The sequence below is a fragment of the Blautia sp. HA9023 genome (assembly GCF_056504095.1).
The window spans coordinates 25,600-43,232 of sequence record NZ_JBWLUR010000008.1; the positions used below are offsets into that span (position 1 = coordinate 25,600).

Annotated in this window: 17 protein-coding genes; 5 read left to right on the top strand and 12 right to left on the bottom strand. The window is 47.8% G+C overall.

The window, feature by feature from the left end:
- Nucleotides 1–6: 6 nt before the first annotated feature.
- Nucleotides 7–1,209 carry a DUF6361 family protein gene (locus AC04Q6_RS10025; RefSeq protein ID WP_073106984.1) on the top strand — a complete coding sequence of 401 codons (1,203 nt, stop codon included), beginning with the start codon at nucleotides 7–9 and terminating at the stop codon, nucleotides 1,207–1,209.
- Nucleotides 1,202–3,019, top strand: coding sequence for a phospholipase D family protein (locus AC04Q6_RS10030; protein WP_242996963.1), 1,818 nt, complete (start codon nucleotides 1,202–1,204; stop codon nucleotides 3,017–3,019). Before AC04Q6_RS10025 ends, AC04Q6_RS10030 begins: the two co-directional genes overlap by 8 nt.
- Here AC04Q6_RS10030 and AC04Q6_RS10035 read toward each other — a convergent pair.
- The 6 genes from AC04Q6_RS10035 to AC04Q6_RS10060 all read right to left on the bottom strand — a co-directional run bounded on the left by AC04Q6_RS10035 (nucleotide 3,016) and on the right by AC04Q6_RS10060 (nucleotide 7,721).
- A complete protein-coding gene (locus AC04Q6_RS10035) occupies nucleotides 3,016–4,689 on the bottom strand; it encodes a recombinase family protein (protein WP_002604471.1) in 1,674 nt (557 codons plus the stop codon). The genes AC04Q6_RS10030 and AC04Q6_RS10035 overlap by 4 nt on opposite strands.
- Nucleotides 4,690–4,766: 77 nt before the next feature.
- Nucleotides 4,767–4,940 carry a transposon-encoded TnpW family protein gene (locus tag AC04Q6_RS10040; RefSeq protein ID WP_002604472.1) on the bottom strand — a complete coding sequence of 58 codons (174 nt, stop codon included), beginning with the start codon at nucleotides 4,938–4,940 and terminating at the stop codon, nucleotides 4,767–4,769.
- Between the two features lie 458 nt (nucleotides 4,941–5,398).
- Nucleotides 5,399–5,641, bottom strand: a complete 243-nt coding sequence (locus AC04Q6_RS10045; protein ID WP_002604473.1) for a helix-turn-helix domain-containing protein — start codon at nucleotides 5,639–5,641, stop codon at nucleotides 5,399–5,401.
- Nucleotides 5,625–6,062, bottom strand: a complete 438-nt coding sequence (locus AC04Q6_RS10050) for a sigma-70 family RNA polymerase sigma factor (protein WP_002604474.1) — start codon at nucleotides 6,060–6,062, stop codon at nucleotides 5,625–5,627. The genes AC04Q6_RS10045 and AC04Q6_RS10050 overlap by 17 nt, the downstream gene beginning before the upstream one ends.
- A gap of 473 nt (nucleotides 6,063–6,535) precedes the next feature.
- Complete coding sequence (rlmN, locus tag AC04Q6_RS10055) at nucleotides 6,536–7,519, bottom strand: 23S rRNA (adenine(2503)-C(2))-methyltransferase RlmN (protein WP_002584956.1); 984 nt, start codon at nucleotides 7,517–7,519, stop codon at nucleotides 6,536–6,538.
- A 16-nt stretch (nucleotides 7,520–7,535) separates the two neighbouring features.
- Complete coding sequence (locus AC04Q6_RS10060) at nucleotides 7,536–7,721, bottom strand: cysteine-rich KTR domain-containing protein (protein WP_003431289.1); 186 nt, start codon at nucleotides 7,719–7,721, stop codon at nucleotides 7,536–7,538.
- Nucleotides 7,722–8,119: 398 nt separating this feature from the next.
- Between AC04Q6_RS10060 and AC04Q6_RS10065 the strand changes: the two genes are divergently transcribed.
- From AC04Q6_RS10065 to AC04Q6_RS10075, 3 genes are all read left to right on the top strand, one after another.
- Nucleotides 8,120–8,476: a helix-turn-helix transcriptional regulator gene (locus AC04Q6_RS10065; RefSeq protein ID WP_002584957.1), complete on the top strand. Its 357-nt coding sequence runs from the start codon at nucleotides 8,120–8,122 to the stop codon at nucleotides 8,474–8,476.
- A 201-nt stretch (nucleotides 8,477–8,677) separates the two neighbouring features.
- Nucleotides 8,678–9,007, top strand: coding sequence for a plasmid mobilization protein (locus tag AC04Q6_RS10070; RefSeq protein WP_002584958.1), 330 nt, complete (start codon nucleotides 8,678–8,680; stop codon nucleotides 9,005–9,007).
- Nucleotides 8,968–10,302 (top strand): relaxase/mobilization nuclease domain-containing protein, encoded by a 1,335-nt coding sequence (locus AC04Q6_RS10075; RefSeq protein WP_055143071.1) that lies wholly within the window; start codon nucleotides 8,968–8,970, stop codon nucleotides 10,300–10,302. Before AC04Q6_RS10070 ends, AC04Q6_RS10075 begins: the two co-directional genes overlap by 40 nt.
- 201 nt (nucleotides 10,303–10,503) lie before the next feature.
- On the opposite strand, the gene AC04Q6_RS10080 is transcribed toward AC04Q6_RS10075, so the two are convergent.
- From AC04Q6_RS10080 to AC04Q6_RS10105, 6 genes are all read right to left on the bottom strand, one after another.
- Nucleotides 10,504–10,713 (bottom strand): transposon-transfer assisting family protein, encoded by a 210-nt coding sequence (locus AC04Q6_RS10080; protein WP_002584960.1) that lies wholly within the window; start codon nucleotides 10,711–10,713, stop codon nucleotides 10,504–10,506.
- Nucleotides 10,714–10,717: 4 nt separating this feature from the next.
- A complete protein-coding gene (locus AC04Q6_RS10085; protein ID WP_117471272.1) occupies nucleotides 10,718–14,068 on the bottom strand; it encodes a YodL domain-containing protein in 3,351 nt (1,116 codons plus the stop codon).
- 125 nt (nucleotides 14,069–14,193) lie between these two features.
- Nucleotides 14,194–14,562 (bottom strand): cysteine-rich VLP domain-containing protein, encoded by a 369-nt coding sequence (locus tag AC04Q6_RS10090; protein ID WP_002584962.1) that lies wholly within the window; start codon nucleotides 14,560–14,562, stop codon nucleotides 14,194–14,196.
- Nucleotides 14,559–16,634 carry a type IA DNA topoisomerase gene (locus AC04Q6_RS10095; RefSeq protein ID WP_002584963.1) on the bottom strand — a complete coding sequence of 692 codons (2,076 nt, stop codon included), beginning with the start codon at nucleotides 16,632–16,634 and terminating at the stop codon, nucleotides 14,559–14,561. The genes AC04Q6_RS10090 and AC04Q6_RS10095 overlap by 4 nt, the downstream gene beginning before the upstream one ends.
- Nucleotides 16,631–17,362, bottom strand: a complete 732-nt coding sequence (locus AC04Q6_RS10100; RefSeq protein ID WP_055143068.1) for a DUF4366 domain-containing protein — start codon at nucleotides 17,360–17,362, stop codon at nucleotides 16,631–16,633. The genes AC04Q6_RS10095 and AC04Q6_RS10100 overlap by 4 nt, the downstream gene beginning before the upstream one ends.
- The gene (locus tag AC04Q6_RS10105) at nucleotides 17,352–17,618 is read right to left on the bottom strand and encodes a DUF4315 family protein (RefSeq protein WP_003508256.1); all 267 of its coding nucleotides are present in this window, start codon (nucleotides 17,616–17,618) and stop codon (nucleotides 17,352–17,354) included. The genes AC04Q6_RS10100 and AC04Q6_RS10105 overlap by 11 nt, the downstream gene beginning before the upstream one ends.
- Between the last annotated feature and the right edge of the window lie 15 nt (nucleotides 17,619–17,633).

Below are 17,633 nucleotides of genomic sequence, written 5' to 3' on the forward strand. Positions count from 1 at the left end.
GAAAACATGCAGTTAGGATGGATAGATTTTTCAAAAGAAGACCGGCAGAAGGCATTCGATGTGATTAACCTTCTGAGTGAACAGGGAGCAGTCGATGAACTTGGAATCGGCGTTATTCGTGATGCTTTTGCCAATTATTTCTTTCCGGGGACATCTACCATCCAGACTAGAGCAAAGTACTTCCTTATTGTTCCATATATGTTAAGGGAGGCTGTTGATGGCAGGTATGGAAAGGATGCAAATAGAGTTTTAAGAGCTATAGATTCTGCTGAAAAAGATTGTGGCATCAGATTGTTAGAAGCAGATCCCAAGGCAGAAGGTGTTATTGGAAGTCGTGTATTGCCAAAGGGCTGGGTGGCAAGAAAACCATCAGATATCTACTGGAATGGAATTCGTACCTTTGGAATATTCTGTGATTATGGTCTGTCTATACCGGAGTATGTTTCATTGGCGGTAAAGCTAAAAGAACAGAAGTCTGTCAGCCGGTTGGGAAACAGGAATGATGATGCAGAGGAAAATGATAAGGATGATTCGGATGCAGGAGACATCGGCAATATTAGATTCTGGAATCTTCCGATTTATCATGATGATTGGAGAGACAACCTTACAATAGAGCTGACGCAGGAGGAAGCATTCTATCTGGATAAGCAGATTCAGAAGTCAACGAAAGGGTCTCTTTTGGAATATGTATTGAAAAATCGTATTGATTTGAATGAATATGATGATTTTGCTTCTTTAACGGCTGAACTATCGGAAAAAGTAGGTGAAAAGCTGGCATATATGATGAAGCTTGCCTGCGATTTTAATAATCTGGTGTATATGGCGAGAGTAAGATACAATGTCATGCTTTCAGAAGACGAGAATACATACGCAAATGATGAATGGAGCAGGTTGCTTCCGGATATAAGGCATAATGCGACAGTAGATCTGGATGCAGTGTTTGGAGAATTCCAGTTGATCAATCCAAGGGCAAAGAGCTTTCTATGTGGGATACAAGCAGCATTTATTACATTAGATATTGATATGGCTGATGAACTGATTCGCAAGAGGGAACGGAGCCTGAAAGGAGCAGCCAGAGCGAAGTTAAGCAGAACAAAGGAATTTGATCATTCAAAATGGGTAGGCGGTGGAATGCTCGATTACAGATTCTCGAATGCCAGAAGAATTGTGAATGACATCTATGCCGGGGAGGTGAGTGCTGATGTTTAGACCGGATTCAAACCGAGATAGAACGGATTACAGCGGTATTTTGATGCCTCCGGACGGATATAGATTGGACAGAGCAGTAGGCACTACATATTCACTTGACCTGGAAGCACTCACAGCTGTGGCGATATGTCTTGGATTATCTGAAGAAACAGATAGTAAGCTTATGCAAAATCCAATTGGTATGCTGAATGCATTGCAGAAGGTATCAGATAAAATCGTGCTGTTTTGTGAAGCAGGACAGATTAAAGTGCCAACAAAACCGACTGCACTATCTATTTTATTAGAGAAAATGGTAGTAGAGGTCGCACTGCCAAAAGATAGACAGCTTGGTCGATATCCGTCATTTCATCCGAAAACATGGGTATTAGCATATGTAAACGCTGATGGAGATAAAAAATATCGTTTTGTGGTAATGAGCAGAAATCTGACTTTTGACAGGAGCTGGGATATCAGCTTTGCAATGGATAGCAGTAAAAATGTCAGACAGAAGAAAAAGACTCAGCCTATCTGTGATTTTCTGGATTATCTTGTAATGAATGTGCATAATACCAGCAATAATGCCGGAAAGAAAAGAAACCTGATTCGTGGATTATGTGCAGACATTAAGGATGTATCCTTTTCACTTGATAGTAAAATATTTGGAGAGGATTTTGAAGTGCTTCCACTTGGTATTGGAAAAAATGCTTACCGGATGCAGGAGGATATCCTATTCTGCAAGGAAAGAGGAAATGCCAATTCGACATTTAATGAGCTTGTAGTGATGTCTCCGTTTTTATCAGAAAGTGTGATTGCAGATTTTAACCTGACAGACAGGGCATTGTCGGACTGTAAGAGAACACTTGTTACGAGACGTTCTGAGCTTGGAAAACTCAAAGCATCAGATGTAGATAATTTTACCATCTATGCATTAAAGGATGAGATTATAGATGGTGAGGAAGAAATTTCAGATGAACTCGCAGATAAAAAGAAACAGGATATTCATGCAAAAATCTATCTGAGAAGGAAATATTCAGATGTTGACCTGTATCTTGGTTCCATGAATGCTTCCTATTCTGCAATTAATAAAAATGTTGAAATGATGCTGTGGCTTGGTACAAAGAATATGTATCTGAATGGGGATAAATTCTTAGAGGATATATTCTGTGGACCGGTAGGAGATGCAAAGAATCCATTTGAGCAGGTTACAGTAGCGGATGCTGTTTTGGAAACAGAAAGTGACAATAGAAATCTGCTGGAGCAGAAAATTAAGGACTTGTGCCGAGTGAAAAGGCAGGCTGTAATTTCAGAAGATAATGAGAATGCTGGAAAGTACAAGATAGAGGTTGAGTTCAGTGGTATTGAATCTGATAGTGAGGTTACAGTATCACCATTTAATTCAAAGCAGGAGCAGACATTGTCAGAACATATAGAGTTTTCAGAGCTTGAGATCTTGCAGTTATCAGAGTTCTATGAGATTACTGCAAGATCAGGTGATGATACAATTCGCAGAATTATTATGATCCCTACAAGTGGTTTCCCGGATGACAGAGAAAGTGCTGCAGTAAACAGTGTGGTAAAAGATAGGGCATCATTTGTTGAGTACATAGCGTTTGTACTTGGTGATGATTATGTAGCATCTATGCTTGAAGGAAAGCAGATGGGAGAATCCGGCTTTTTTGCCAATTCGAGTGATGCAATGCCGGCACTCTATGAAAAGATGTTAAAGACATCTGTAGACCATCCTCACGGATTATGTGAAAAAGCAGGGATGGCACATAGCAAAAACGTATGTGGACGATGGTTATTCTGGTACAAATTTTGCTGGGGTTAGATAGCGATACTTTTTACATCTACCATGTTGCGGCGGTCATGGTTGACAACTTGCGTCGGCTCCTGCTCGGTATCAACCTGTCCGACAAAGCTATAATGGATTTCGATTTTCCGGGTGTTGGTTTCCCGGTCTAATTCATGTATCAAAATACGGTCGATAAACTCATGGACGTTTTCATAGGTCAATTCCTGTATGTCGCTGTATTTCCCGACAATCTGAATAAACCTTGATATATCCCTTTTTCGCTCGGTAACGGTTGCGATCTGCTGTTGTAACTCGTCTATCCTTGCGGCAAGGGATTTCTTTTCGTCCTCATAGCCGGAAGTTAGAAACACAAACCGTTCATCTGTCAGTCTGCCTAATGCGTTGTCCTCATACAGCTTGCGGAAAAGCGTGTCAAGTTCGGTCATACGCGCCTGTGCTTTGAAAAGTTCCTTTTGCTGCTGCGCTAATGCCTTTCTCGCTTCCATGTCGCCGTACTCGGTAGCTTTACAGATAAAGTCCTGTTCGTGTTCCTTAACATACCGCAAAACCCGCCGCATATCTTCCAGCACTAAATCAAGAAGTACGTTTTTGCGGATATAATGAGAGGTACACTCGCTGCCTGTCCTTGCCCTGTTGCGCCATGCGCCGCAAGAATAGGAAAACTTGCGCGGCTCGATATTTACGCCCTGTTGGTAATACATCTTATGTCTGCAACCAGCGCAAAACAGCAAGCCGGAAAAAATATCAATCTCCGCTGCTTTTGTCGGGCGGTGGCGGGTAGCAATCCGCTTTTGCGCAAGTTCAAAGGTTTCCTCGTCAACAAGCGGCTCATGGGTGTTTGGGAAGAAATAGCGTTGTTCTTCTTCGTTCTTCCGGGTCTTTTTCGACTTGTAGGATACCTTGTGAGTTTTCGCGGTTATGGTATGCCCTAAATATTCCTGCCTTGCTAATATGTCATAGAGCGTTTTGTCCGGCCAAGTATAGGGGGCGATCATTGCCCGCTGATACCGCGCCTGTCCTGTACGCTGATAGCGCAACGCTCCAATCGTCAAGACTTTGTTTTCCGCAAGCCATTTTTGGATTTCGCACATACGCACGCCGCTAACAAACATAGCGAAAACCTGTTTGACAATCGGCGCGGTTTCCGGGTCGGGTATAAGGTGGTGGCGGTTGTTCGGGTCTGGGATATAGCCGTATGGATATTCCCCGTTGACGCGCTCGCCTTTTTGCGCCTGTGCCTGTTTAACTGCGCGGATTTTCTTGCTTGTGTCGCGGGCGTAAAACTCGTTAAACCAGTTCCGCAAGGGGGTAAACTCGTTATCCTCCCGCGCTGTGTCAACTCCGTCGTTGATCGCGATATAGCGTACTCCGTTTTCGGGAAATACAATCTCTATGAGTTCGCCCGTTTTCAGATAGTTTCTGCCAAGACGGGAAAGGTCTTTGGTAATGACCGTCGCCACTCGTCCGGCTTCCACTTCCTGCAACATCGCTTGCAGCCCCTCGCGCTCAAAACTCACGCCGGAAAATCCGTCGTCCACAAAAAACTTTGTGTTCAAAAAATGGTGTTCGTCCGCATAGCGTTGAAGTATCATTTTTTGGTGCTGTATGCTTCCGCTTTCTCCGGCTTGCATATCCTCTTGACTTAAACGGCAGTAAAGGGCGGTGATTTTATTCGACTGTAACATTAGTCCTCCTTTCCGACAGCCGAATAAACAGGTATAATGTGTTGCTATCATTATACCATATCCCGCCGCCTAATGCACTACTCGGACGCTAAAAATCCCGGATTTCCGGGCTTTTTCTGCAAATCCTTTACAATGAGTTTCTCAATCTTTTTATGGATTGTATCGGTTGCCTTTTCACTCGGCAACGCTTGAACAAGATAGGTGATTTTCCCTATTTTGCGTTCGGTTGTAATTGTCTGTTTTTTATCCATTAGAAAAACCTCCTTTTCCTGTATGGATAAACTATATTCGTCAAAAGGCAAAAACGGGCGGTTGTTAGCTGCAACCTCACGGGAGTTTCACCCCGGCCCATGCTTATGGGTGCGCCGCGCAATACTTTGAGGGTGTTCAACGCGGGAGTATCATTGTGCCGCCTTGTATGTCGTCGCCCACAAGCTGCTAAACCTGTTTTACGGCGCGGTAGTTCTCGCTCGGCTTTTCCCCTATGGGGAAAAGCTGTCATGGCGTACCCGCCGACTGGCTCGGTACAGACGGAATGTACCCGTTTGCCTGTTATGCTGCGCACCAAAGGCCGCTTTCTTTGTCAAAGAACAATAGGCTTTGTCGGCCTGCAAAAGCACATCAACAGCGGATATGCTTTTGCGGAACGACAAATAGCCCATAACGGGAAGCGTGGAAAGGGGACACGCTCCCCGCATGGGCTAAAAGATTATCCTACATGAAAAGCAAGGGTGCGGGTAATAAGGCGCACTTGCAGCCTGTTACGCATTTCCTCGTCCACATAGGAATAGGTATTGCCCGCGTCGTCTTTCAGCGTGCGGGTACAAAGTTTCGCTATGTAACCCTCGTAGTGCTTCAAGATCGCGCACATGGCGGTTGTGTCGCCGTTTGCCGCTGCGGAAATGACAGGGAACGGCAACAGATTTTCAGACTTCCTAACGGTATTCATCATCTGCTTTTCCCTCCAAATACTGTTTGATTTTCGCAAGCGCGGATTTCCTGTGCCGGAAAACCGTCGTGCGTACAACATTCAGCAGTTCGCCAATTTCCGCGTCGCTCATATCCAAGAAGTAGGACAAAAGGATAATGTCGCGTTTCCTTTCGGGCAAAGCGTTAAGGGCTTCGGCAAGCAGTTCATTTTTGACGAGTACATCAAAGCCGGACACTTGAAAACGGAAATAATCGCTTTCGTATTCGTCCGTTGTGAAAAGCTGCGCGAGTTCGCTTTCGCTCAAATCCGAAAAAGTAACTTCGCGTGCTGCGCGTTTCGCAAGAGTGCGGCGGTGGCTTTTCGCTTCGCCGACCAAAGTTTTCTTTGCTAATGCGTCGTACTGATGTTGTATTCTTTCCTTGTCGGAAGAAGATAGCTCCATAGAGTTCACCTCCTTCCCGCGTGGAGTAGAGGACGGGAGTTAAGGGCTTGTCCTCTCTGCCCCTTTCGCTCCGTACCCGTTCGGGAGATGGCTCTTGAGTGCGCTTTTCAGAAAAAAGTTGAAAAAAGCAAAATGCGCCCGTCCGCAAGACGCGGACGGGCGCAAAGGAAATGTAAGCAGTAGCTAAATGTATTGACAGTTCACATTCATAGCCGGAATATCCCGCTTGCGGAGCATAGCTTTTTTTGACCGCAAAGCATTAGGCGGGTTACAGTAAATAAAAATGGACACGGCGATACCTCCCCGATACCGCCGTATCCTTAAAAAAGGGCGACTTTAATACACTACCCGCAATCCATTCTATAATAGGGAACAGCGGCTTTTGCGCAATATTAAATAAAAAAGCCGATAACACATAGGTTTTTTGACCTAATGCGTTATCGGCTCTGCGTCTATGCGTCTGGCACTTTTAATCATTTTTTTTTGAATTTATTATATGTGTTAGCTAACTGTCCACAAGCCGCGTTAATCTCTCTGCCATGAGAAACTCTCATAGTAACTTCAAGTCCTGCTTGCTCTAATTGATGTTTGAATGCAACTATTTCCCGTTTCTGTGGTGCTTTAATTCTTGAATTGCTTGTTGGGTTGTATTGTAACACGTTAATCATAACTTTTTTGCCCCGAAACCATTTTGCAAGTTGTCTTACATCTGAGGGCCGGTCATTTATACCCGGTAAAAGCAAATACGCAAAGACAATTTTGCGATTATGCCTTTCAGAATAGGATAAGGCTTGCTTAACAACATCTTCAATAGCATATATGCGCATGTGAGGAATAATACGATTTCTTGCAGATTGTGTTGCTGCGTGTAAAGATATTGTCAACTGAATTTTAAGATGTTCCTCGCGCAATTTTTTTAATTGATCGACCGGACCAACTGTTGATATGGTAATGCCGTCGGTTGGAAAGTTGAGCCCATATCTATCTCGGAGAATATGGATTGCTTTTATCAAGTTGTCATAATTGAATAAAGGCTCTCCCATACCCATAAAAACGATACGGTTTACTTTTCGACGCAACAATATAATCTGTTGTACGATTTCTGACGATGTTAGATTACGAACAAAGCCATTTCGCCCGGACTCACAAAAAATACAACCAACAGGACAACCGACTTGTGTGCTCACGCAAACAGTTCCACCATCTCGCCGCTTGATAAAAACCGTTTCAATGTATTTGTTGTCTTTCAGTTCGTAAACATACTTTTCAGTATCACTGCTTTTGCAAATATTTTTTACCAACATTGATAGATTTTTTTTGCGTGGTAATTGCTTATATAATTCTTCATATAAGGCTTTTGCTTCATTCTCGCCAATAACTTCCGACATTTCTTTGTAAGTAAATCCGTATGGATCATTCCGTACTTCCGCAGGCGTATATTTAGGTAAACGTTTCATTTTTATATCCTTTCTTCTAAATAATAAAAGTTTGTTTTTCTGTATTTTTGATTACAATCTCTAATTTTTCTACATCAATGATATGCGTCAATTTGCATTTAGGGCAGAAAAGAGGAAAATCTTTTAATACAGTATTATGAAATACTTGAACTCTCGTCTTTCCGTTACAAATCGGACATTTTATCCAATATTTTTTAAGCATTATATTTCACTCGTCCTTTTTACACAAAAAAATGCAGGTCAATCCTCAACATGAGCATTGACCTGCATTTATAATGCACAGAGCAGTACAACAAAACTAAGGCATAGCTTGCACTATGTCTATATTATATCTATACGTCGTTAGTTTTTTGTATAGCATCCGCAAAATAAGCATGACAAAAAAGCCCATGTTGAAAATGGGAAAATCCTTTTTTTCAATGCTTATCTAATACGCATGCTATGCAACATAAACGCCGCCTCCTTTTACATAAATTTTATTTTATCAGAAAATCAGTCTACTGTCAATACACAACAGGAAGTATTTAACCTAATGATATGAATTGTGTGGACATATCCAAAAAGAAAGGTGAACTGTAAAATGTAACAGGGTGAATGAAAATGGCAAAAAGACCCGTACCATTGTACGACTTTAAGGCTTTCGGGGCAGCTATAAAAGCCGCGAGAAATGAATACGGCGAGAGCCGCAAAAAGGTAAGCGACGAGTTATATATTTCCCCGCGCTACCTTGCGAATATCGAGAACAAGGGACAACAGCCGAGTTTACAGGTATTCTATGACCTTGTAACCCGGTATCATATTTCGGTAGATCAATTTTTCTTCCCGAACAGCAATGCGGAGAAATCCACCGGGCGGCGGCAGCTTGACGCGCTGCTGGACGGTATGAGCGATAAAGGCATACGGATTGTAACCGCAACAGCAAGGGAGATAACGGAAGTCGAAAAAGCAGAGGATTAACCTCACAATATGAGAAATCGGGAGATTGCAGCGCATGGCGGCTGCAATCTTTTTTTGCGTCCAAAATCAAAGGAACGCGCAACAAATACCGCCTTTCGGTGGGGGTATGGAGTAGATAGCAAGCACAGCAAACGAGTACCCGTTTGCGGAAAATGCTTGTTGGGATAATCCCAAACCCTTATACCGAAAGGCGGTGCGGAAATGGAAAACCGAAAGAGAAATATACAGATGAAGTTTTACGTTACGGAAGAAGAAAAGCGGCTGATCGACGAGAAGATGAAGCAGCTTCCCATAAAGCAGTATGGGGCATACTTCCGTAAAATGGCGATAGACGGGTATATTCTTGTCGTTGACCGAAGCGACACAAAAGCATATATCCGGGAACTGCAAGCGGTGAGCCGGAACATCAACCAAATTGCAAAACGCGCCAATGCGACGGGGACGGTTTACAGGCAGGATATAGAGGACATTAAAAAGGCGGTGGACGAGATATGGCGGTTACAAAGACGCACCCTATTAAATCAACCTTAAAGGCTGCGATAGACTATATCTTAAATCCCGAAAAGACAGACGGGAAGCTGCTTGCGTCCTCTTTCGGCTGCGGGCTGGAAACCGCCGATATTGAGTTTGCATGGACGCGGGAAGCTGCCGGAGATCGCGGCACACATTTAGGGCGGCACTTGATACAATCCTTTGCGGTGGGAGAAACCACACCGGAAGAAGCGCACAAAATCGGCATGGAACTTGCCGGGGCGGTATTAGGCGGCAAGTATGAGTTTGTTTTGACAACTCACGTCGATAAAGACCATCTGCATAATCACTTGATTTTTAACTCGGTCAGCTTCGTTGACTACAAAAAGTACCATTCCAACAAACAAAGCTATTACCATATCCGGCGCACCAGCGACAGGATATGTAAAGAGCATGGGCTATCCGTCGTCGTGCCGGGACAGGACAGAGGGAAAAGCTATGCGGAATATACCGCCGAAAAGCAAGGTACAAGCTATAAAGCCAAGCTGAAAACGGCGATAGATAACCTCATTCCCCGAGTGAAAGATTTTGACGAACTGCTGCGCCGCTTGCAGGAAATGGGATATGAAATCAAACAGGGCAAATACATTTCTTTCCGCGCCGCCGGACAGGAACGGTTTACCCGCACAAAGACGCTCGGCGCGGCCTATACGGAAGAAGCGATAAAGGAGCGTATCAAGGGCGTGTATGTTGCCAAAACAAAAACGCTGCGGGAAGATAAAAAAATCCGGCTTGTCGTTGATCTTGAAAACAGTATCAAAGCCCAACAGTCGGCGGGCTATGAACGGTGGGCGAAAATCCATAATCTGAAACAGGCTGCTAAAAGCATGAACTTCCTAACCGAAAATAAGATTGAGTATTACAGCGAACTTGAAAGCAAAATCGCGGATATTATGACCGCCCATGACGCGGCGGCAAAGGCGGTTAAGGAAGTGGAACAGCGTATGTCTGATTTGTCGCTGCTTATCAAGCACACCACCACATACCGACAGTTAAAACCGATTTACGATGAATACCGAAAATCGCCGGACAAGGAAAAGTATCTGCGGGGACATGAAAGCGAAATTATCCTGTTTGAAGCTGCGGCAAGGGCATTAAAGGAAATGCAGATAAAGAAGCTGCCCGATCTCGCCGCGCTGCGCAAGGAGTATAGAAGCTTAAACGACAGGAAAACCAAATTGTATGAAGATTATCGGCAAGCCAAGAAGCAAATGCAGGAATACGGCGTTGTCAAAAAGAACGTCGATAGTATTCTTTACCCGTCCCAAAGCAGGGCGCGGGAGCAGGAGCGATAAGGCGCAAAACATGGGGTGGCAAGTGGAATGTTAAGGGCTGAAAACGCCTGTGTTTCTGCGGCTTCCAGCGCATGAAAACGACATAGACGATAAAGTATATTCAAACCCGCAAAAACGGCTTTCTAATTGTCCACGCAAGGACAAAAAAAGAACAGGGGCGCGGTGCCGGAAATCGGCAACCGCGCCCCTGTTCTCTATGGGCTATTCCTCGTCGGTCAAGATAAACTCCCTTTCGGAAAACTCGCTGTCCGTCATGGCTTGCAGCTTGTTCACCGCTGCGGCGGCAAGCTGGCGCATATCCTCGTCCATGTAGGGCATGGCGGCAAGGATATTTTCAAGCGTTGTTTCCCGGCTGTCCTCGGCGTAGATCGCAACAATGTTTTCTTCCTCAATGGTAAAGCGGGTATTCATGCTATCAAACCTCCAAATCCTTTTTATGCTCTTTCTGTTTATCTTTCGGCTGCTGCGCCGCCTGTTTCTTGTATTCGTCCAGCTTCTTCAAAATGGACGGTTTTTTCTGCGGCTGTTCCCGTTTCTCGGCTTTTACCGCTTTTGCAAGGTCGGTAACGGAAATCGCTTCCCCCGCCTTTGCCCGCTGCTCAAAATCCGCGACGGTGGGCGTTTGCGGCGTATTATTGATAAGCCCGTCAAAATTGTTGTCGTTCTGCTCTATGGTGTCCTCGACGTGCTTTAAGGGATTATCCCGCTGCGGCTGCTCGGCGGCTATGGCATAAGCCTGTGTGCCATTTCCCATAATGAGATACTTCCCGTCCTCCGACGCATGATGAAAACCAAAGCCCGCCGCTTCGATCTGTTCACGGCTCATATCGGTAATATGAAAATTGCCCCTCGGCGTTCTAACGGTTTCACCCGTCAAAAGGCTGTCGGGGGTCGCTTCCGGCTGCTGCTTTTCAAGCTGCCCGTCCTTGTAGGAATATCCTTGCGCCGCGATTGCTTCAAGGGTCTTGCCCGTAACGTCGCCATAAATCCGCTTGTCTGCGTCAACCAGCATTTGCAAAGTGTCTTGTACGGTGTCGGACAAGGCTTGCTGCTGTTCGGGCGGCAGCTTGTCAAATACGGGGGTCTGCTGCTCCTGCAAAAACTCCGGCACTTGCTGAAAACCGATACTGTCTACATAGTGGGCGGTGTCCTCGTCGTTCTGATGAAGCACAACAATGTCGGAAACGGAAAGGCTATGCCCCTTAAAGTCGGCGGGGTGGTCGATATTAAACCTTTCCCAAATGTCGCCCAGCGTCATATCCTTTGTAAGCGGTGCAGTATAGACGAGTTCATAATTTACCCGGTCAATGGTAAGTCCAGCCGCTTGCAGACGGTCATAAGGCTCAAAGCGCAAGTCCCTTGTTTCGTCCCCGCGCTTTAACTGATAAATGGAAAAGGTATCGCCCTGCTCCTGCTCGGCTTGCCGCTGCTGCTGCAACTCGGTAAAATGCCCCTCAATCTCGGTAATGAGTTCCTTTGCGGTGGTCTGTATTGTTTCAAGGGACGCTTTTAACTCGGTCATTTCCTTGCCGCTGCTCCAACCAGCCACATAGCCGAAAGAGTAATCGGAAGTATCAAGGCCGAAATGCTGGCAAACCGTATAAGCGACGCTTTCCGCTTCTACCTCGCAGGTATGGCGGTCAACGCGGTTTTGCTGCTCCGGCGGGGCGTTTAAGTCTACGTCGTGCAGCTTCGCATGGGCGATTTCGTGAATGGCGGTCTTTACCGCCTGTAATTCACTCACGCCCTCTTTGATTGCAATACGCTTGTCGGTCAAACTGAAATACCCATTTGCGCCGTTTGTGATCTGCTCAAATGCAATCGGGACGGGGGACGCTTTTTCAAGGGCGGCGAAAAAATCCTCGTACTGCTCCACATCGGCAAGCAGCGGTTTAACGGAAAGGTCGGGAAACTCCTTGCCCTCGGTCTGCGAAATATCAAAGACGGTTATAACCTTAAAGGCGGGGACGGTGATTTCCTTTTCTTCCTTTACCACTTTTCCCTCGCGGTCAAGCATGGGCTTTCTCGTTTCGGGGTCGATTTTATCAACCAGCTTTTTCACCTTGTAGGGCGCGGGGGCAAAGATTTTAATGCCTTTCTCGCCTTTCTTTACATGGCGGTCAAACTCCTTTTCCCATTGACGGAAGCCCATTACCAAATTGCCGCCCTGCATAGCAATTAGGATAGTGTTATTCAAACTATAATCATGGAACTTTGACATAGCGGTTAGAAACTCTTTGTAGCGGTCGCTGTCAAAAATCGCCTGTACGCCCTGTTCCAAACGCGCGGTGATCTCCTTTACCTTTTCGGCGGGCTTTTCGGAAGTAAGGATAATGGGGACGACGGGGCGGGGCTGCTGCGGCTCTGCGGCCTGTGCGTCTGCTTGCTGCGTTTCGGCTGCGTCCATATAGGCTTTGTCCTGTTCGCCGCGCTCCGGCTGCGGGTAACTCATAATGCGGTATTCTTCCGGCACTTCGCGCCCCTCAAACTGCCGTTCCCACTCGTCGCCGCTTTCCACGATATAGCCGTACTCGGTAAACGCGCCTTTTTCCTGCGCGGCAGCGTTCCTGCCAAAAGTAGAAAGGTCAATGCCGCCTTTCCATTCTTCGGGCATTTGTACCATGCCGGATTGATTTAAGTAATAGTCGCCCAAATCGTGGTAGTTATGTACTTCGGGGATATGGACGTAAAAATCCACGTTGTAGGTGAAGTCAATTACCTGTCCAATATTTGCAAGCCCGTTTTTCTGCTGCAAAGCTGCGTTCAGCTTGCCAACCTCGGCGGGGTCAAGCTGTTCGAGCCGCGCCGCAAGAAAATTGAGTTCGTCCACGTCGGCGGCGCATACCATTTCATAAGGCAAGGCAATATGTTTCTCCGGGTCGTCGGAATAGCCGCGAATGGAAAAATCCTGCGGGTTGTCGGCGGTAATGCCGACGTTCCGCATAGCTTCGTGCAACTGCTCCTTTGTGGCGGGCATATCCAACCAATAGCCGCCGGGGTCGCCCGCGTCAAAGCGGCTGCGGTTGCCTATCATAATAGAAAACTGTTCGCTCATGTGTTCACGCTCCTTTTCCTGCCCGGTATTTTCGGGGATAGCTGCCGCCTGTTGCTGCTGCGGGGGTTCTTCGCCCTCTATGGTGTAGTCCGGCATGAGCATACCGTTTACTTTGAAATAGTCGGCGTACTCCTGCGGGATAGGCGGGGAGATTTCCGTAAACAAGCGGTCATACGCTTTGATACGCCCATTCAGATACTTTTCCATAGCTGCCTTGTCGGTGAAAACCTTTCTATCTTGTCCGGCAATCTTCGCTTGCCCGTTCCTGTTCGGGCTGTTGGTATAAACGCCCCATGTGAGAGAATAGGAGTAAGGGACGCTTTGCTGCTTCTCCCTGTCGTAACGGGTGTTTTCGTAAATGTGGTAATTCATCTGATATACCCGGTTGCTGCGAATATGGCGGTTATGCTCGGTGGTCTGCCACTCGTTAGCGGTGTGCTGGACGTGCGGCGTTCTCACATATTCAAGTGTTTTATCCAGCAAAAGCGTTCTTCCCGCCTGTTCTTCCCATGCGGCGGCGCGTTCTTTAAGGTCGTCAAAAATCGCCTGTTCTGCCGCCGCGCTTTCGCTGCGCATGGAAAGTAGCTGCGCAATCGGCAAGGAAGCATAAGGGGCAATCTCCCTGTCCTTTGCTTCAAAATATATCCGGCGTTCTATCCGCATGGTTTCGGCGGCTTCTAATTTGTCATGGTCGTATGAGGAATACGGCATATTCTTTCATCACGTCCTTTCTCGGTCATATAAGGGTTTGGGACTATCCCAACAAGCAAAATGCCCGCGCTCTCTATGGGAAGCGCGGGCATTTCTCGCAAACGGGTACTCGTTTGCTGTGCTTGCTATGTAGTTGTTTTTATCCGTAAACGCCTGTTTCTCTCGCTTTGGGCTTTCTGTCTGCGGCGTATCTTTGCCGCGCAATCGGGGCAGTATTTCGCCCGGTTGCTGCCCGCCGCAAACGTGCTGCCGCATACCGCGCAACGCTTCAAATCGGTTTCCCCGCTGCGGGTGATCTGTTCGCAAAGCTGCCTGTCGGCGGGTAATACCGCTTCGCGGAAATAGCGGCATAGCAGCGAATAGCTGATACTCTGCACACAAACGCAAGTTTCCCCGTCGTCCAGCAGCAGACAATTCCCGCAATCGTTGTTTGCACAAGCGGCGCGGGTCATTTTCTTTACGGCGCGGTATTGCTTTTCATCAAGCCTTATCATTTTCGGTTCTGCTCGACGCGGAAGTTTACATACTTGCCGCCTGTGTCGGCAAGCAGCACAACTCCGTCAAAGGTCTTTCCCGTCTTGGTCGAGTACATACCTTTGATTTTTACCTTTCCGTCTTTCAAAAGGGCGGCGGCAATCGCCTTTGTGAAAGCCTTTTTGCGCTGCTCAAAAAAGCGGTCATTCTTCCACATCACAAAGCTGCAAGCCCTGTCGGAGCAGTAAAAGTTTTTCTTGCCCTCGTAAACCGCCGCGCCGCAACGGGGGCAAGTGCCGATTGCTTCCCGCTGCGGGGTAAACAGCTTCGCTTTATCCTCGGAAATCGCGGAATAGGTCTTGACAAGCCCCGCTGTCATTTCCTCAATCCCGCGCATGAAGTCGGCGGGGCTGTCGCTGCCCTTTGCAATCCCGGTAAGGCGCGTTTCCCATTCTGCCGTAAGCTGCGGGGACGTAAGGCTGTCGGGCAGAATAGCGACAAGGTTATACCCGTCCTTTGTGGGGATTAGCTTTTTGCCCTTGCGCTCGGCAAAGCCCGCGCTAATGAGTTTTTCAATGATACCCGCCCGCGTCGCGGTGGTGCCTAACCCTTTGCGCTCCGCGTCCTCCGGCGTGTCCTCCTTTCCCGCACTCTCCATAGCCGAAAGTAACGTATCTTCGGTAAATGCCTTTGGGGGCTGCGTGTAACGTTCGGAGATCTCCGCTGCCGGATTGTCAAAGGTCTGCCCCTCGGCAAGCGGGGGTAAAACCGCTTCCGGCTCTGCGTCCTCGTCCTGTTCCCCGGACGCGGCGCGGGATAGTCTTTCAATCTCGCGCCAACCCTCGCAAAGCGTCGTCCTGCCCTTTGCGGTAAAGGTATAGCCGCCGCAAGTGAAAACCGCCGTAACCGCTTCATACTCATAGGGCGCGGCAACGGCGCAAAGCAGTTTTGCGCACACAAGGGTCATTAGCTTTTTCTCACTTTCGGCAAGGGAAGAAAAGCCCGTTTTCACAAACTCCGCTGTCGGCAAAATGGCGTGATGGTCGGTTACTTTGCTGTTGTCGCAAATCCTCGCAAGGTCGGCTTGCAGCTTCACGCCCTGCATAAAGGGGAGAGCAGCGCAAAGGCCGGTGATAAGTTCCTTTGTGCTGCCCTCCATATCGGAAGTGATATATTTGCTGTCGGTGCGGGGATAGGTCAAAAGCCGTTTTTCATAAAGGGCTTGCGCATAGTCAAGGGTCTGTTTCGCCGTAAACCCATACAAACGGTTTGCTTCCCGCTGCAAGGCGGTGAGGTCAAACAGTTTCGGCGGGGCTGCGGTCTTTTTCTCTTTTTTAAGGGAAGTACAAACGGCCTGCGATTTCTCGCAAGCCGCTTTCATCTGCCGCGCCGCCGCTTCGTCGTCCTGCCTTTCGGAAAGGGCGGCAACGCCGCCAACGTCCAGCCGGACGACATGATATTTCTCTTTCTTAAAGCTGCTGATTGCATAGTCGCGGTTTACCAGCATAGCAAGGGTGGGCGTTTGCACTCTGCCGACATTCAATGTTTTATGGTAGAGGATAGAGAAAAGGCGGGTCGCGTTAATGCCAATGAGCCAATCGGCCTTTGCTCTGCAAAGCGCGGATTGATAGAGGTTGTCATAGCCGCGCCCGTCTTTGAGATTTGAAAAGCCCTCGCGGATTGCACTTGCTTCCATGCTGCTAATCCAAAGGCGGGAAAAGGGCTTTTTGCAATTCGCCTGTTCATAGACAAAGCGGAAAATGAGTTCCCCCTCGCGCCCGCTGTCGCAAGCATTGATAATCTCGGTAACGTCGCTGCGGTGCATAAGGTCTTTGAGAATGGAAAACTGCTGCTCCTTGCCGCTGGCAACAATAAACTGCCACTCCTGCGGGACAATGGGAAGATCGTCGTACTTCCATTTACGGAATTGTTCATTGTAGGTCGCCGCGTCTGCAAGGCTAATCAAATGCCCGATACACCACGACACAAGGTAGCCGCCGCCCTCAAAATATCCGCTGCGCTTTTCATTCGCGCCCATAACGGCGGCAATCGCCGCCCCGACGCTCGGTTTTTCTGCAATTACAAGTTTCATAGATTATCGTCCTCCTGCTCGGTCTGTTCGGTTTCGACTACTTCCGTTTCCTCGTCGTCCTCGTCAAAATCAAGGTCGTCAAGGCTGCTGCTGCCTTTCGCCGCGTCCTTTTTGGGCTTCAAAATCTTAAAGTAGTAGAACGCGCCGCCGCCCGCTGCGGCAACAAGCAGCACGACAAGCAGAATACCCATGCCGCCGCCTTTTTCTTCTTCCGGCGGCTGCTCGGTTTCTTCCGGCTCCGGCTCGGCTTCCTTGCCCGCGCACTCGCTCATGTTGACGCTGCAAACGGGACAATCGGTGTTGACGCTTCCGGCAACGCATTTTTCAGTACAGCTACAAACGGGGGCTTCGGTCTGCCCGTCCTCCATAAGGGCGGTTAAATCCGCTTCGTCCACTTGGTTAAGGAAATGGACGGTATTTTCCCCGTCCTCGGCGCGGTCAATGATGATGTAAAAATAGTTTCCGTTTTTCGTAACGACGGTAATAAACTGCTTATCGCCGGACGCTTCGCCCGTTATGTCGTCCACAAGGCTCATGTTGCCCTCCGGCGTTAAGGGCTGCGGCTCATAGCCGCCCGTCGTTTCTTCCGGCTCGGTTTCGGTTACGGGGGTAGGCGGCTCGTCGCTCACATCACCGCCGCCCGCAAAAGCGGTAACAGAAAAGCCGCCCATGAGTACAAGGGCGGCAAGCAAAGCGGTAACGCTGCGGAACAGTTTTTTATGCTTCATCTTCGGTTTCCTCCTGTTCGTCGGTGTAGTCTGCGTCCGGCTGTGGCAAGGCAATTTCGCCGCTGGCGTAAGCGGAGAGGAACGCGGCAAGCTGCGCCCCGTCAAGGTGTACCGCTTTCACCATTTGAACGATCTGCGCGTTTTCTTCCTCGATTTTCTGCGCTTCAAGGTCTTTCAGCCTTTTTTGGTATTCAAGGATTTTCGCCCTCGTTTTCTCAATATCCCTTTCGATACGGTCAAGTTTCGTGTTTGCCATAGAAATAAACTCCTT

What these genes read in the sequence shown, in the direction of transcription:
- AC04Q6_RS10025 (WP_073106984.1), top strand. Translation starts at nt 7, where the DNA reads ATGCAGTTAGGATGGATAGATTTTTCAAAAGAAGACCGGCAGAAGGCA.
- AC04Q6_RS10030 (WP_242996963.1), top strand. Translation starts at nt 1,202, where the DNA reads ATGTTTAGACCGGATTCAAACCGAGATAGAACGGATTACAGCGGTATT.
- AC04Q6_RS10035 (WP_002604471.1), bottom strand. Translation starts at nt 4,689, where the DNA reads ATGTTACAGTCGAATAAAATCACCGCCCTTTACTGCCGTTTAAGTCAA.
- AC04Q6_RS10040 (WP_002604472.1), bottom strand. Translation starts at nt 4,940, where the DNA reads ATGGATAAAAAACAGACAATTACAACCGAACGCAAAATAGGGAAAATC.
- AC04Q6_RS10045 (WP_002604473.1), bottom strand. Translation starts at nt 5,641, where the DNA reads ATGATGAATACCGTTAGGAAGTCTGAAAATCTGTTGCCGTTCCCTGTC.
- AC04Q6_RS10050 (WP_002604474.1), bottom strand. Translation starts at nt 6,062, where the DNA reads ATGGAGCTATCTTCTTCCGACAAGGAAAGAATACAACATCAGTACGAC.
- rlmN (WP_002584956.1), bottom strand. Translation starts at nt 7,519, where the DNA reads ATGAAACGTTTACCTAAATATACGCCTGCGGAAGTACGGAATGATCCA.
- AC04Q6_RS10060 (WP_003431289.1), bottom strand. Translation starts at nt 7,721, where the DNA reads ATGCTTAAAAAATATTGGATAAAATGTCCGATTTGTAACGGAAAGACG.
- AC04Q6_RS10065 (WP_002584957.1), top strand. Translation starts at nt 8,120, where the DNA reads ATGGCAAAAAGACCCGTACCATTGTACGACTTTAAGGCTTTCGGGGCA.
- AC04Q6_RS10070 (WP_002584958.1), top strand. Translation starts at nt 8,678, where the DNA reads ATGGAAAACCGAAAGAGAAATATACAGATGAAGTTTTACGTTACGGAA.
- AC04Q6_RS10075 (WP_055143071.1), top strand. Translation starts at nt 8,968, where the DNA reads ATGGCGGTTACAAAGACGCACCCTATTAAATCAACCTTAAAGGCTGCG.
- AC04Q6_RS10080 (WP_002584960.1), bottom strand. Translation starts at nt 10,713, where the DNA reads ATGAATACCCGCTTTACCATTGAGGAAGAAAACATTGTTGCGATCTAC.
- AC04Q6_RS10085 (WP_117471272.1), bottom strand. Translation starts at nt 14,068, where the DNA reads ATGCCGTATTCCTCATACGACCATGACAAATTAGAAGCCGCCGAAACC.
- AC04Q6_RS10090 (WP_002584962.1), bottom strand. Translation starts at nt 14,562, where the DNA reads ATGATAAGGCTTGATGAAAAGCAATACCGCGCCGTAAAGAAAATGACC.
- AC04Q6_RS10095 (WP_002584963.1), bottom strand. Translation starts at nt 16,634, where the DNA reads ATGAAACTTGTAATTGCAGAAAAACCGAGCGTCGGGGCGGCGATTGCC.
- AC04Q6_RS10100 (WP_055143068.1), bottom strand. Translation starts at nt 17,362, where the DNA reads ATGAAGCATAAAAAACTGTTCCGCAGCGTTACCGCTTTGCTTGCCGCC.
- AC04Q6_RS10105 (WP_003508256.1), bottom strand. Translation starts at nt 17,618, where the DNA reads ATGGCAAACACGAAACTTGACCGTATCGAAAGGGATATTGAGAAAACG.